The sequence below is a fragment of the uncultured Aquimarina sp. genome, from assembly GCF_947500065.1.
Classification (GTDB): Bacteria; Bacteroidota; Bacteroidia; order Flavobacteriales; family Flavobacteriaceae; genus Aquimarina.
Genome location: NZ_CANMQT010000008.1, coordinates 32,985 through 47,061, shown reverse-complemented (window position 1 = coordinate 47,061; position 14,077 = coordinate 32,985). Strand labels below are relative to the sequence as shown.

The 14,077-nt window shown below is 29.6% G+C and carries 12 protein-coding genes and 1 tRNA gene; 3 read left to right on the top strand and 10 right to left on the bottom strand.

The genetic code is table 11. The annotated features are described in order from the left end of the window. Positions 1-33 precede the first annotated feature (33 nt). Both Q0975_RS20405 and Q0975_RS20400 read left to right on the top strand, forming a co-directional pair. Positions 34-315, top strand: coding sequence for a hypothetical protein (locus Q0975_RS20405; protein ID WP_299440096.1), 282 nt, complete (start codon positions 34-36; stop codon positions 313-315). Further along, complete coding sequence (locus Q0975_RS20400) at positions 316-4,122, top strand: hypothetical protein (protein ID WP_299440094.1); 3,807 nt, start codon at positions 316-318, stop codon at positions 4,120-4,122. It begins immediately after the preceding gene. A 96-nt stretch (positions 4,123-4,218) separates the two neighbouring features. Here Q0975_RS20400 and Q0975_RS20395 read toward each other — a convergent pair. From Q0975_RS20395 to Q0975_RS20385, 3 genes are all read right to left on the bottom strand, one after another. Beyond that, positions 4,219-4,292 (bottom strand) — tRNA-Arg (locus Q0975_RS20395). Between the two features lie 44 nt (positions 4,293-4,336). Beyond that, positions 4,337-4,564 (bottom strand): DUF2007 domain-containing protein, encoded by a 228-nt coding sequence (locus Q0975_RS20390; RefSeq protein ID WP_299440092.1) that lies wholly within the window; start codon positions 4,562-4,564, stop codon positions 4,337-4,339. Between the two features lie 77 nt (positions 4,565-4,641). Beyond that, positions 4,642-5,982, bottom strand: coding sequence for an SPFH domain-containing protein (locus tag Q0975_RS20385; protein ID WP_299440090.1), 1,341 nt, complete (start codon positions 5,980-5,982; stop codon positions 4,642-4,644). Between the two features lie 375 nt (positions 5,983-6,357). On the opposite strand from Q0975_RS20385, the gene Q0975_RS20380 reads away from it, so the two are divergent. Continuing rightward, positions 6,358-6,870: an adenine phosphoribosyltransferase gene (locus Q0975_RS20380; protein WP_299440389.1), complete on the top strand. Its 513-nt coding sequence runs from the start codon at positions 6,358-6,360 to the stop codon at positions 6,868-6,870. Positions 6,871-7,003: 133 nt separating this feature from the next. Here Q0975_RS20380 and Q0975_RS20375 read toward each other — a convergent pair whose 3' ends face one another. From Q0975_RS20375 to Q0975_RS20345, 7 genes are all read right to left on the bottom strand, one after another. Further along, complete coding sequence (locus Q0975_RS20375) at positions 7,004-7,822, bottom strand: hypothetical protein (protein ID WP_299440088.1); 819 nt, start codon at positions 7,820-7,822, stop codon at positions 7,004-7,006. 113 nt (positions 7,823-7,935) lie between these two features. After that, positions 7,936-8,088 carry an SsrA-binding protein gene (locus Q0975_RS20370; RefSeq protein WP_299440086.1) on the bottom strand — a complete coding sequence of 51 codons (153 nt, stop codon included), beginning with the start codon at positions 8,086-8,088 and terminating at the stop codon, positions 7,936-7,938. 35 nt (positions 8,089-8,123) lie between these two features. Continuing rightward, positions 8,124-8,759, bottom strand: a complete 636-nt coding sequence (locus tag Q0975_RS20365) for a sigma-70 family RNA polymerase sigma factor (protein ID WP_299440084.1) — start codon at positions 8,757-8,759, stop codon at positions 8,124-8,126. Between the two features lie 32 nt (positions 8,760-8,791). Then, positions 8,792-10,801, bottom strand: a complete 2,010-nt coding sequence (locus tag Q0975_RS20360) for a M56 family metallopeptidase (RefSeq protein ID WP_299440082.1) — start codon at positions 10,799-10,801, stop codon at positions 8,792-8,794. 3 nt (positions 10,802-10,804) lie between these two features. Next, positions 10,805-11,161 carry a BlaI/MecI/CopY family transcriptional regulator gene (locus Q0975_RS20355; RefSeq protein ID WP_299440080.1) on the bottom strand — a complete coding sequence of 119 codons (357 nt, stop codon included), beginning with the start codon at positions 11,159-11,161 and terminating at the stop codon, positions 10,805-10,807. Positions 11,162-11,498: 337 nt separating this feature from the next. Further along, positions 11,499-13,568: a M56 family metallopeptidase gene (locus tag Q0975_RS20350; protein ID WP_299440078.1), complete on the bottom strand. Its 2,070-nt coding sequence runs from the start codon at positions 13,566-13,568 to the stop codon at positions 11,499-11,501. A gap of 4 nt (positions 13,569-13,572) precedes the next feature. Then, entirely contained in the window at positions 13,573-13,929 is a 357-nt protein-coding gene (locus Q0975_RS20345; protein WP_299440076.1) for a BlaI/MecI/CopY family transcriptional regulator, read from the bottom strand. Positions 13,930-14,077 lie beyond the last annotated feature (148 nt).

Sequence of the window (14,077 nt, the reverse complement as noted above, 5' to 3'; positions counted from 1 at the left end):
ATTGGCTATTATTGCTAATCTAATTTTATGCGTATGAAAAAATCTTTAAAAAATATTTTGATTTTTATTAATCTTGTTATCCTAGTTTTAGCTGCTTTTTGGTTTTATTCCAACAAGGGTTATGAGCCAGCAATCGTTTTTGTAGGACAACTTTCTTCTTTAGTAATATTGGCAGTTGAGGGCAGGACAAAATCCACGGATATTGAAGGGGTTGAAAAATCGAAAATAAGGATTAAGTCAAAAGTTATTGATGATACTCTAATAAGCGTAAAAAATGTTAAAGATGATTCTGAAATTGATGTAACAAGAGATTAGATGATTAATTGGTTTAAACGTTTTTTTGGAATTGATAAAAGTGTGAACATTAAAAATATTAGCAATTCTAAAGTGTTATACATAAATGGATTAATTATAAAATCACCAGAAGAATTAGCAGCCATTGTAGACTTCAATCCGATTGTAAAAAGTGATTTGATAGGGGTTGATGGAGAAAAGTTTATTGGTAAAATAAGTTTAAGGAATGATCTTATTAAGAGAACGTTTTCTAAAGAGGATACTTCATCGCAACTCGATGTAATATGGCAAATAGAGGGGGTAGGGAAAGAATTAAAAAATGTTGTTCAAGAGAATGATAAAGTTGCTTTATTAGGAAATCCCGGTTTGGGGAAGAGCACCGAATTAGAACAATTAGCTGTTGAGTTGTGGAACGATTCAGAAAATCCGATTATTCCTATTCATAAAAACCTTAGAAATTTTACTAATCTCGATGACATCGATTCTTTCATAAAAATAAACTGGAAAACTTTGGCAGATGTTATTTTTATACTCGATGGAATTGACGAAATTTCTGACGTGGAAGATTTTACTTCAAAGTTAGAAACCTTTATTTTAAAAGTAGAAAGCACTGAAATTAGAAGTAGGTTCCTGATAAGTTGTAGAACAAATGTTTATGAAGATGAGGTCAAGAATATTGTAGAGTTTGATAAGTTTTATTTAGAAGATTTAACTTTACAACAGGGAATAAAGATTTTAGAAAGTAAGTGCAGTATTCATATATCAGAATCATCTATTAATGAGAATTTTAAAGTTTTTGTTAAAAATCCGTATCAAATAGAAATCGTTGCGAAATATATTAAAGAAAACAATAAGATTCCTACAAATACATCAGAATTGTGGGAAAGCTACATTCAGGGAAGATTAAAAGACGATAGTCGATTTAAATTTAGAAAGCGAAAACTAAATCCGACAATTATAGTTTTATTCTCAAAAAAATTGTCATTGGTAAATGAGTTGATGAAAAGAAATACTTTTCGGGATGATGATCTTATAAAAATCACTAATGGGGATATATCTGCTTATGGGGAATTTAGAAAAAATCCTTTATTTGATTCAAAACCTGATGATCAAGAGAAATTTTTTGTGCATAGAAATGTTCAAGAATACTTTGCATCGCTTGCTCTTGTGGAGTTGGAATTTAAGAAGATAACTAAATTTATTTGTATCGATGGAACGAACAAAACCCATCCATCCTTATTTAATACAATTACTTTTCTCATTAATTTATTGTCAGTAAATTCTGATAAATTCGCACATTTGGTTGAATGGATTACTATAAATGAACCTGAGTTATTGTTTAGAGCAGATACGGATAGAATTAGCAGCAACATAAGGAATGTTGTCTTTCAAGCCTATTTTGAAAGAGAGTGTGTAAGAAAAACACTGTGGATAAATACAAAAAGAACCTATGAAATGGATAAGATAGGGAAGTTTGCTGATACCAGTGAAAACTTTAAGTATTTATTTGAGATCATTCAAGATAAAGTAAAACATTTTCGTATCCGGTATTCCGCCTTAGAGTTGTTAGAGTATTTCAAATTGCCCCTTTTTCGAGCTCGGGAAATCCAAAAATATTTTTTGGAGGAACTAAAAGATGATGATTTAGAAATAGGCATAAAGTGTAAAATGTTAGATTTAATATGCGCTAAACCTATCTTACGTGAAGATCGCGGTTTGATTGATGAAGTCTTTAAAATTTTTATAAATGAATCTAATAAGCAGATAAATTCTAGTCTGTTACATTTGCTAGAAGATTTTGAAAATGTAGATGAATTTTCAGAATACATACATCAAGAATTTCAAAGAGCAAACAAACTTCTTCCGAGGAATGACAACGATGAGGTTATTAGAGGAAATAAATCTAGAGTTGAGAGGCTGGTTTTTAAGTTTAAATTGGCAGATAATTTTTTGCAAGCAGTGAGACATTATTTTAATAATAATATCAGATTAAGAGATGTAAATAACCAAATAGAGAAAATTTCAGAAAGATGTATCTATTTCATAATTAAGGATGAACAATCTTTAATTAGTCTACTAGAGGAAATTAATGTTGAATTGAGGTTTCATACCCACAGAGACTTGTTATTACATATAATTAAGAATACTAATAAATATGATTTGACAGTAACGCATTTGATAAATAATTGGGAATTGAAGGAAATTCTTCCAATGGTAGCTCGAATTCTTAGAATGAGTAATATTCATTTAGTTGCTAATAAAATGGTTGAAAAAGGTATGGGAGCTAGAGAGGTGGAAGGCTTTAGAAATAGAATTTCAAATACAAACAGTATTGATTTAGCTTTGCAATTCGAAGAAATAATGTCAACAAAAGGAATTCAATTTACGGAACGTCTTTTTACTCAAAAGGAAAAGGATCAACAAGAGAATTATTTCTTTGATACTATTCAAGAAAACCTAAATATTCTTTTTGATAAAGAATTATTATCTGAAAGAATTCAAATGATTTTTTCGGAGACTAATAATTCAATGGACTGGAGAGATTATCATAAAATAGAAAATGAATGGTATGAAAAGAATGGGTATCATAATATAATGGTCGATACTCCGATGTCATTAATTGGAACTTTTATTTCTGAAAATAGGCAGCCTGTGAGGTATGAAATTTTAAGTAAAAATCTTGAAGATAATTTTTTAAGGTACTACCAAATAATGAAATATATAACTGATTGCAAAGAACGTAATTGGGAATATAATTTATATGATCATCAAAAAACAAGCATAATAGATTGGTGTCTTCAGGAAGCTACGGATTTTGATTTTGACAATGTCATAATAATTAATGAGGGAGGAAAGTCATATTATAGGAATGGTAGAAATAATGATATTAAAATTAGGACGATTATCTTTTTTGAAGATTTGTTGAAATTCAACTTATCTCAAGAGTTTTTAGTAGGTTGTATAGAGTTTGATTATTTAGTAAATCAAGAAGGAGTGGGGAATCTTGAAGAGAGTTTTGACTATTTAAGAAACAAAATAAATGATGATGAAGCATTCAAAAAACGAATAGTTGATAATCTGAAAAATAAGGAATTATTTTCTATGACATTAGCAAATCATATAATGTATGCCTTAGATCATAAAATTGAAGAAGTTTATCCCTTGATAAAAGAATATTTTTTAAATGATGGTTTGTCTCGTCATCTAAGTGCGAGATTGGAGCAATATTTTAAACTTACTGATGATACAAATTTGTTGTTAGAGTGTTGTAAAGATCCTGAAAGTCAATTTTATTGGTCAGCTATAGAAATTTTAACGGAATTTAATAGAGAACAGGGTTTTTGTGTCGATAGGTCATTGGAATATTTGCATACTAATAATGATACTTTTAAGACTAATGCGCTCAAAACTTTATTTTTAAACAATAAAATTGAAGCAATTGAATACTTAGTTAGTGCATTGGAAAATGGGTTGAAAATACCCACTATACGTTCTTATAAATTTGCTAACTATAATGTGGTTAATGATTATAACATTATTGAATTGCTTTTTGACTTAATTTATGATAAAGAATTTGATGATTTTGAGAGAAATGATTATCGCTCTTTTTTAACCAAATACCTTGAGAATTTAGTAATAAAAGGGGATAAAGAATATGCTATGGTTATGCAAGTTTTAAATAAAATTAAAGAAGAATTAAAAGGAGAAAACAAAGATTTATATCATATCAATATTTTAATAGATGAAGTGAATTACAGTTTCTATTTATCAAAATCTAAACCATATGAACTTAATGAGGCATTAAAATATGTCAATGATATAATTTAATCAATATTAAAAATTAGTTCTGGACTAAATATGGACTAGAAATAGAAAGTAAAAAACGCAATAAACTAATTATAAGTTTATTGCGTTTTTAGGAAGTGACCTCGGCAGGATTCAAACCTGCAACCTCTTGAGCCGTAATCAAGTGCACTATTCAGTTATGCTACGAGGCCTTTTTTGCGGGTGCAAATATATGAGTATTTCGGAAAATATAAAACTATTTTGAGATTTCTTTTTTAAATTTTTTAATTATCCCGCTAGCTTTTTCAATATCAGAATTTAAAATAAAAAGTTCCGATGAATACCCCAAAGTTCCAAAACCAGCTAATCTACCTGATTCCGGATGATCCCTAATTACAGAAGGGATGCTTATTTCGTTTAATAAAAAGGCTAATCTATTGATTAGAATGGATGTTCCGGTGTATATTTTTATATGTTCTCTCATCATGTAATGTTTTTAATTTATCAATGAATCTATTATTCTGAGCGGAATGAAATCTTTTCATTCCGCTCTTCTGATTATTATTCTTTTGATGTTTTTTGTGACATCATTTTTTTCGCTAGTTCAGCTCCGATCAATGATTGAAGTAAATTGCTGTCAGAACCTTGTTTTCCTCCATCCTGAATATAAATCTCAGGTAGTTTAAGATCTTTAAGCTGTTTAGCAACATTTACAGAGGTTTTAAATTCCCATTCTGCGCGTTCCTGAGGTGTAAGTCCAGCGTTTACTAGTTTTGCATTCTCATATGATTGAGCGTCTGCCATTGTTTTCTGAGTTTTTGCTTTAAACTGTGCTACTTCATAGTTCTTACGTTCTTCAATAAGATTGAATTCTGCTACTTTGGCTCTTGTTTCTGCCTCAATCGTTTTCTGAATTTGCTCTTTTTCTAATCTAGCACGTTCAGTTGCTTTTTCAGCTTCACCTTTTGCAGTTTCTTTCTGTGCACGGTAAAATTGGCGTTCTGCTTGTTGTTTTTCTAATTGAGTTTGCGCTACCTCTTCTTTTTGTAACTGTAAACGTTTATCAAAAGTAGTTTCCCAGTCAATTTCTGTTACAACTGCTTGCACGACTGTAAGACCATATCCCGATAGAGAGTTTCCTCTTTCTCTAATAGGTTCTCCGTTTTTATATTGAATACGAAAACGCTTTTGTTTTGATTCTTTATTTACAACTGTTCTAACTGTAGAACTGTCTCCAATAATTTCGCGACTTTCACTAGCGAAATACTCTTCTAGTACATACATTCCGTTTTCTAACTGATCTTTGAAATATCTATCGAAATCAGAAGCTTGTCCGGATATATAATCCTGAGCGTCCATCAGTTTACAGGTGTTTTTAATCGATTGATCGATATTAGGAATGATCCTAGAACGAATTAAGTTTCTTTCTGTTTTATTACGATCAGCAACAGATAAAAATTGATCTTCATCGGCTGTATTGATACTGATAACTACAGAAGTTGCGATTCTTGCTTTTACCGCATCGCTAAACGCCCAATATTTTGCAATATCTACGTTAGCATATTTACTTTGCTCACCAAGTTCATTCTTTTTATTAGGAATCACATATTTAATGGGTAATTCAAATTGAATAGGTATCAATCGCCCCCACATCTTAGTATTGATTCCTTGATGTACAACGGCTTTCTGACTTCCCCAAGGATATTGAACAGCATAAGCTGTACCTGGCTCTGCGTAAAAGAATATTCCAGAGATAATACTCATAACGAGTCCAATGATAATCATGAAAACATTTCTCTGTCGGGTAAACTTGTGTAGCGTTTTTGATTCCTTAAAAAATGGTTTGATAATAAATATGACGGTTCCAAGTAGAACCATTGTAATTCCTAGATATGTTAGCATAGTAATGATGTATTAAATTTTATTAATTAGTTATTTAGTTAATAATATTACATTGTTGATTACATGATTTCTACGCTTTTATAATGAAAGTTGATTTGACAATTTCTTGTCCATTTAATATATATCGACTGCTATTATTAGAAAAATATTTATACTAAAATCTGTGAAATCGCATATTTTTTGTAAGCTTAAAGATGATTTTTGTTTTAATATGAAATGTTATTTGCTTAATTTGTGTTTTAAAATGTAATTGTTTTATTTGTTTTTAGTTGTTTATTGTAATAATTCAAGATGGTTTTAGATGAAGAATTTTTATTTCAAGGCGGTTTTCATGATTTTTTAGCACTCTTTTTCGATTTTCATTATTTTGCGCCTATGAACATACAAAAATTGATAAGAGATATTCCTGACTTTCCTAAGCCAGGAATTATTTTTAAAGATATTACTCCACTTTTAGGAAATCCTGAAGCTTTAACGCATTGTGCAGATCAATTAACAGCCTTGTGTCCGATGGATATGAAAATTGATAAGGTGATCGGTATTGAAGCAAGAGGGTTTATTCTTGGAGGTATGATTGCTGAGCGCTTAGAAGCAGGCTTTATTCCTGTTCGTAAAAAAGGAAAATTACCATCAGAAGTAAATTCCAAAAGTTATGGATTAGAGTATGGAGAAGATGTTTTGGAGATTCATAAAGATGCAATAAAAGCAGGAGAGCATGTGTTGATACATGATGATGTGTTGGCTACTGGAGGTACTGCAAAAGCTGTTTGCGAATTAGTAGAAGAGTTAGGAGGTATAGTGGTACAGTGTAATTTTATTATGGAATTGGGTTTCCTTAATGGTAAAGAAAAACTTACTACAACTGCAGCGTCCTTAGTAAAATACTAATGTAAAAATCGGGGAGACTTTTTTTAAACTTTTTCTTAAATCAAATTGAGCGGAGTCGAAATGTTATGGAAACCATAGCTTCTTATTTTCTCGACTACGCTCAAAAATGACAGTGAATATTTTTTAAATGATCTTACTTCTTGGTAGTAGCAATGATGGCTCCATCTTTTGCTTTGTCACCATATATGCTTATTGCTGTTGTTGCTTTTAAGAAATCAACGTCTTCTAATTGATCCGCTTTGGCTAATTCATCAAGTGTTTTAAAGTCGGATTCTTTTCCGTCAATAATAATTAATTTCTCAATATCCGGATCATCAACGAAGCTATATTTCTTCGACTTACCAAAATAAGAAGGAAACTGTTGACCGTTAAAAATGAAATTTCCGCTTTCATCCTCATCAAATTCAAATGAATTTTTTATTTGATCCTTTAATTTACTGATGTCAAAATGCTTTCCATTAAAAAATATAGAATCTCCTTCTTGGTCAAAATCGAAGTTAAATCTAAAATTCTGATTTTTTAAGATGCTATCCATATCAAAACTGTGATTATTAAAGCCAATCTGATTTTTCCACGAAGTAATATCAAACATGCCTGAATTAGTAATGTATAGATTGCCATTTTTAAATCCAAGTTCTACATCTGATATAGGCTCGGAAGAAGATGACGAATATTTACTTTTAGAGTTTCCTTTTTTAAGAATAATACTCAAACTGGTAATCTCATTTTGCTTATTGAATTCTATTTTGTCAATAATTAATTCAATACCATTTTCAGAGAAGAACGTCTTAAGGTCTTCAAGTTCTTTTTCAGTGGTGTTTTTATTTATGGTTGCTATAATCTCATTCGGTTGAGATGTTTTCTGAATTAGATTCGTATTTGATCCAGAAGAAAATGCTGTTAAGGAGAGTATACCTAGTACACTCATTCCTAGAATGATCCATTTTTTCATACTACATATTATTTTTCGGTTTTTTGATAATAAATTATAACTCAAATACGAAAAAATGGTGAAGATGTTGCAGATTTACATCGTTTCTTTGCTAAGAATTTATAAGAAATATATTATCCCAAAGCTCTTTTCGTAACATATAGTCTCCAACCAAAAATTAACATTTGTAGTTTAGTTGCCTTACTAAGATCTAAACGTTTTTTTGTGAAACTAGGGAGTAGTAGTTTGTTTAGTTTTGCCAGAAAGATAAAAAGCTGTGTTTGCATAGTGCTAAAATAAGAAAAAACATGTAAAATGTATTTTATCTTGTAAGTAGTATATCACCAAGATTCCTTAGGTCAAAAATATTCTCTTTTGATGATTTTTTTTCTGATCTCTCCTTTAATTCATTATGGATAGGATCATTTTCAATCATTTTCATTAAAGTTTTTTTAGCTTCAAATTTCTTTTTTCTTGTATACCCTTCGGAGTATCCCGTTATAGATGCAATTTCTTTCATACTTTTTCCTTCAAAAAATAGTTTTAAGACTTGCTTTGATGAGTTGCTAAGTTTATAGAAATACTTACGATATAAATGCTCTTTTTCTATTTCTTCAATTTTATTGGTAATTATATTTTCTTCTTTTGCTTTAAGAGTTAGAGATTCATCATAAGTTATTTTTTGACTTTTTCGAAGATGACTTCTCCATATGTTTTTACAAGTCCCAAGAAAGTAAGCTTGTATGGAAGTGTCTATGTTTAATGAATTTGATTTTAATTTTTGATAAACTATTATAAGCGCATCCTGAAAAATATCTTCCACATCTCCTTCAGAACCCGAATTAAGGATGATATACTTTCTTACGTGAGGAAGATTTTTCTTGTAAAATTCCTTGAGAATTATTTCGTCTCCAGAAATAATACCATTAATAATTTTTAGATTTCTTACTACATGCATGCTTATTGATGTTTTTGAAAATCGGTTAGAAATTATTTGGTGGTAATAATTACAGCTCCATTTTCTCCGAAATCACCATATTTAGTTACTGATTCTTTTGGAGTTAGTTTTGTGATATCTTTAAAAGTATCAAAATCTTTTTGTCTGAGTTCTCTGTAGGTTATAGCTATATTATCTATAATAATTATTGGATCTTTCTCGGGATTTCCTTTTATATTGGAAAGCCCATGCTTTTTGAGCAATTTATTGAATTTGTAATTGTTGGCGGTTATAAGGTAGCTATCTCCTTTGTAATAAGTTATAGATGATAATTTGGGTAGTTTCTTTTTGCTTATCTCGATTGCGGTCATATTAATATCTTTCTTGCCTAGAATGTCTTGGAACTTTTTTATAAATAATTCCTCATTTGGAAACGGTAAAGCATTTTTAATAATGATAAGTCCATCCGTAGCAATCTCTCCATATTTTTTATACGCATCATATTGAGGAATTATTTCTAATCCAATATTGGTTATAAAAGATTTTCCTATCAGATCTGATTTTTTATAAATGGTATCATTAATCATATAGCTAGGTTCTCTGCCTAATTCGTAGATATCATTTATTTCTTTGCTTCGTCGTTTGTTGTTCTCGTAGCCAAATTGAATATATTCCGTGTGAAATTTAAATATTTTAACACCTCCTTGGTTATTTGTTTCTCTCACTAATACTAAATGCTGGATGGGACTATCATTATCTTCATCTGCAATACCACCAGTATTACCAAACTCATCTTCGAAAGTAAGGTTGATTTTGGATATAAATCCGTCATAGTGTTCTAAGGTGTTTATAATAAGGTCTGTTTTGAATTCTTTTTTTAACTTCTTTTTTAAAGCAATTATTTCTTTTTTAGAAGCAGTGTTGCTAATCCTGAATTTATCTATTCGATTAGGGATGTTTTTCGTAGAGAATTTTTCTTTTTCTGCTTCTTTTTTATTTGTAAGATTAGGTTTTTTGAGAATTTGTTTGCTTTTAGGTGTTTTTAATACTGGAATTGTATTCTCCTTATTTTGTTTAATAAGAAGTGGCTCTTTTTCATTTTTTTCTAATGAATCAAGGTTAGTCGAAGGAATCTCTTTTTCCAAAGATATTGTTGTTGTGATATACTTGATTTCTTCTTTAATATTAAAACTCCATATAAATAAGCTTAGAAGCGGAAGAATAATAAATATTTTTAGTTGTTTCCATTTATTAGATTGATCGATGTTTAACATCAGAATGCGTTTTTTGATAAATGATTGATAAAAATTATTTGTAATAGATATAGGTTGATTCAATGAAACATTAATCAATGCTAATTGATAATTTTTGGCAGATTCAGTTTTCGAAATAGTTTCGCGATCCGCAATATATTCAAGGTTTTGTTGCAACGCTTTTTTATACATCCATATAAAAGGATTTATCCATTGAAAAGCACATAGAATAGTAATACTAATAATATCATATGTATGCCTTTGGTAAACATGAACTTCTTCGTGTTTGATGATCATGTCTAATTCGTAGTCGGAATGCAAGGATGGATTGATTACAATACTTTTGTTAAAAGAAAAAGGAGCAATTTTATCCTCAATGTGTATTTGTTTGTAGCCCTTCTTTTTGGTATTTATTCCTTTATTGATAAGACTCTTTATAGTGAATAATTGCCAAAGAATCCAGCTTAAAAAAAGTATCACTCCCATTGTATAAAAAACTATGATAATATATGTCCAGTTCCATTTTTTTTCTGTTGTGGGCATCTCTAAAGGTAATTCACTAGAAAAAAGAGGGGTATTTGAAAAAGCCTGAGATTTAGTATGATATACTTCCTGTTGCATTGGGGTTTCTATCTCAGTAGTTGTTTTGATTGTAATAAAGGGTAAAAAAATAGAGCAGATAATTCCTACTAAAAAGAAATGTCTATTGAGGTTAAAAAAAGTATCCTTTCTAAGGAAGAAAAAATGTATCAAATAGAATAACGCTAGAATTGCACTTGATTTAAGAAGGTAGGGGATGAAAAACTCCATAACTTATTTCTTTTTTTCAATAATCTCAAGAATTTCTTTTAATTCTTCTTTGGTTACTTTTTCTTCTTTTGCAAAAAAGGAAAGCATATTTGTATAAGAGTTGTTAAAGTATTCCTTAATAGTTTTACTTACATATTGGTTTCGGTATTCCTCTTTGGTTATAATAGGATAATATTGATGAGTTTTTCCAAAGGCTTTATGTCCTATATATCCTTTGTCTTCAAGGTTTCGAAGAACTGTTGATATTGTGTTGTAATGTGCAGAATTGTTTAGTTCTGCTTTTATTTCTTTTGCGAAAGCTTTACCAAGCTTCCACATAATTCTTATTATTTCTTCTTCTTTGTTTGTTAGCTTTTCCATGAGTAAAAGTTTTAACTATGAAGCAAATGTATAACTAAAAAAGCAGTTATACAACTGTTTTTTTAGTTGAAGTAACTGTTTTTCTAGTTGAAGTAACTGTTTTTTTAGTTGTTTTTTTTAAGAGGTAAGAATTCTTCAAACCTTATTGGTTAGTCTTGATTTAATTATAATTAGATAGTTTTGGGTAGAGGTAATTAATTGATATTAAGTACAATGAATTTATATTTTTTTATTAATAATACTAATTGAAAAGTGTTATCGATTAGGATAATAAGAATAAAAAAAACTCGCGGATTATTGCGAGTTTTTTGAGTATGCTTATTATTGATGTATTCGTTTATTTTTTTAAAATGACTTCTACAACTCCATTTTCTCCTTCAGAACCAAATTTTGTTATTGCTTTTGTTGATTTATAAATATTGACAGATTCGATTTGATCTTGATTGATTTTTTGGAATTTTGCATAATCAGCTTTTTTTCCATCAATAAATATTAGTGGTCTTATTTCGTTACTGTTTGATGTGCCGATGTGGATATCATTTTTATCCATTTTAAAATTGAAACCTGTTCCCTTTTTGGCGCCCTTTTTTGTTGTGATATTAATAACGCCATCCTTTGCTTTCTTTCCATATTTCTTGGTACCAGCTTTGCCTTTAGAAACATCAATGCTATGTATTTCATCAGACTTTAGCTTTTTAACATCTTTCTTGCTGGCTTTTTTTCCGTCTATAAAAAATAAAGGTTCTTTATCTGAATCACCGCTAAAATCAAAAATTGTTTCGTGATCGTTAGAATTTATGAATATATGTTCATCATCATTAGAATCACTTTTTATTGTGAACTTGTTTTTACTACCTTTTTTTCTGATTATTTTTCTTTTATGTTTTTTGTCAGTATCAACAATAAATATGTTTTGCCCATCATCATCGGCATCAATTTCTATAATATGCCCATCTTTATGTTTACCATGCTTGGATTTACTAATCCATACATTCTTGCTAGAGTTCCCAGATTGCCCAATTCTAATTTTTTCTTTTTTACTATCATAAGAAACTACGAAAGGTTTAATCGGCGTTTCATTTTCTATAGAAAAATTAGCATTACTCTTTTTAGCAGACATTTCAACGCTGATCCCAGTAATCTCATCGGCTTGATTTCTGCTAATGTTGCTAAATGCAATTTCTACGTCATACTCATTTTTAAAAATTCGTTTAACTCTATCTAGGTCTTCTTTTGTAGAGTTTTTGTTAATGATGAACTCAACCGTATTTTTTTTAGCCTCAATATTTTGTGATTTAATGATAACTTCTTCTTTGTCATCTTTTTTAGTATTCACAGGAAATTTAGAGGTTGGCTCCTGAGTAGTTACGTTCTGTTGTTTGTTTACTGTTGAAGGTTCTTTTTTAGAAGGGAAAGAAGGTTCAGCAATCTTATCTGAACTTTCTTTTTTACTGGGAAATGTCTTGTCTCTTGAGTCATTAGAGGTTGTTTTTTCTGGGTACTTGTTGGATATATCTGAATGTTCCTGAGTTTTACTAGGGATATACTGTATTTCAGTTTTGGTGTTAAAACTCCATAAAAAGACACTTAGAAGAGGTAATATGATTGCTGCTTTCCATAAATTTTGATAATTAGACTGTTTTTTGTTTAACATAACGATTCGCTTTTTGATTAATGATTGATAAAAATTATTCGTGATTGTAGAATAATTATTTGATGATACTTTTACTAATGTAAGCTGGTATTCTTTTTTGGATGGTAGATCACGGATTGCTTCTTGATCAGCAATGAATTCCAGGTTTTGTTGTAAACTTTTTTTATAAAACCAAGAGAGTGGATTGACCCATTGAAAAATTACAAAAAGATTCATAATTAATAGATCAAGAGTGTGATATTGTTTAGCGTGTATTTTTTCGTGTTTCAGAATCATTTCAAGTTCTGTAGCATTGTGCAAAGCAGGATTAAATATGATGTATTTGAAAAATGAAAATGGAGCAATATCTTTGGAGGTTTTTATAAATGAAAACTCTTTATCTTGTTTGTTTTGACTTTTTGTAAAGAGCATTTTTAGGGATAAAAGTTGTAGCCCAAAACGCCCTAGTAAAAGTAGAGTTATAGTAATATATATATTAAATGCGATGAGACTCCAATGTATTGGTTCAGGTAAATTTTCTGTGTTTTTGGTGGGATAAGAAATATGTTCTACTATTTGAAAACTAGGTTGTTCCATGAATTCTATAGTAGTAAATTCTAAAAAAGGGAGTAGTATGGCGCTTAGGATTCCTGTTAATAAGAAATGTCTGTTTACTGTAAAGAATGTGTCTTTTCTTAGTAGGAAAAAATATACTAGATAGAATAAAGAAAGTATTATGCTGGATTTAAGTAAGTAGATCAAAAATGCTTCCATGATACTATTTTTTTTGTTCGATTACATCTAAAATTTCTCGTAACTCTTCTGCAGTTATTTTTTCTTCTTTAGCGAAAAAAGAAACCATATTTTTGTAAGAATCATTAAAATATTGCGTCATAGCCTTGCTAACAAAACTACTTCTATACGCTTCTTTGGTGATAATAGGGAAGTATTGATGGGTTTTTCCGTATGCAGTATGGCCGATATATCCCTTATCTTCTAAATTTCTAATAATAGTGGATACGGTGTTATAATGTACGGTGTTATTTAATTCTGCCTGAACTTCTTTTGCAAATGCTTTTTGCAATTTCCACAAGGCTTGCATGATCTCTTCTTCTTTATTCGTTAATTTTTCCATTATTACTAAATATTAAGTTGGTCAAATATATAACTACGAAATTAGTTTCACAACTATTTTTGTAGTTAATTAACTATTTTTATAGTTTTCAAAATAAAATTGAAACCAAATGACATCAAAAAATGATGGTAACATTCATGACATATGA

Bases quoted from the DNA above. Each gene is read 5' to 3' on its own strand.
- Q0975_RS20405 (WP_299440096.1), top strand. From the start codon at position 34: ATGAAAAAATCTTTAAAAAATATTTTGATTTTTATTAATCTTGTTATC.
- Q0975_RS20400 (WP_299440094.1), top strand. From the start codon at position 316: ATGATTAATTGGTTTAAACGTTTTTTTGGAATTGATAAAAGTGTGAAC.
- Q0975_RS20390 (WP_299440092.1), bottom strand. From the start codon at position 4,564: ATGAGAGAACATATAAAAATATACACCGGAACATCCATTCTAATCAAT.
- Q0975_RS20385 (WP_299440090.1), bottom strand. From the start codon at position 5,982: ATGCTAACATATCTAGGAATTACAATGGTTCTACTTGGAACCGTCATA.
- Q0975_RS20380 (WP_299440389.1), top strand. From the start codon at position 6,358: ATGAACATACAAAAATTGATAAGAGATATTCCTGACTTTCCTAAGCCA.
- Q0975_RS20375 (WP_299440088.1), bottom strand. From the start codon at position 7,822: ATGAAAAAATGGATCATTCTAGGAATGAGTGTACTAGGTATACTCTCC.
- Q0975_RS20370 (WP_299440086.1), bottom strand. From the start codon at position 8,088: ATGCAAACACAGCTTTTTATCTTTCTGGCAAAACTAAACAAACTACTA.
- Q0975_RS20365 (WP_299440084.1), bottom strand. From the start codon at position 8,759: ATGCATGTAGTAAGAAATCTAAAAATTATTAATGGTATTATTTCTGGA.
- Q0975_RS20360 (WP_299440082.1), bottom strand. From the start codon at position 10,801: ATGGAGTTTTTCATCCCCTACCTTCTTAAATCAAGTGCAATTCTAGCG.
- Q0975_RS20355 (WP_299440080.1), bottom strand. From the start codon at position 11,161: ATGGAAAAGCTAACAAACAAAGAAGAAGAAATAATAAGAATTATGTGG.
- Q0975_RS20350 (WP_299440078.1), bottom strand. From the start codon at position 13,568: ATGGAAGCATTTTTGATCTACTTACTTAAATCCAGCATAATACTTTCT.
- Q0975_RS20345 (WP_299440076.1), bottom strand. From the start codon at position 13,929: ATGGAAAAATTAACGAATAAAGAAGAAGAGATCATGCAAGCCTTGTGG.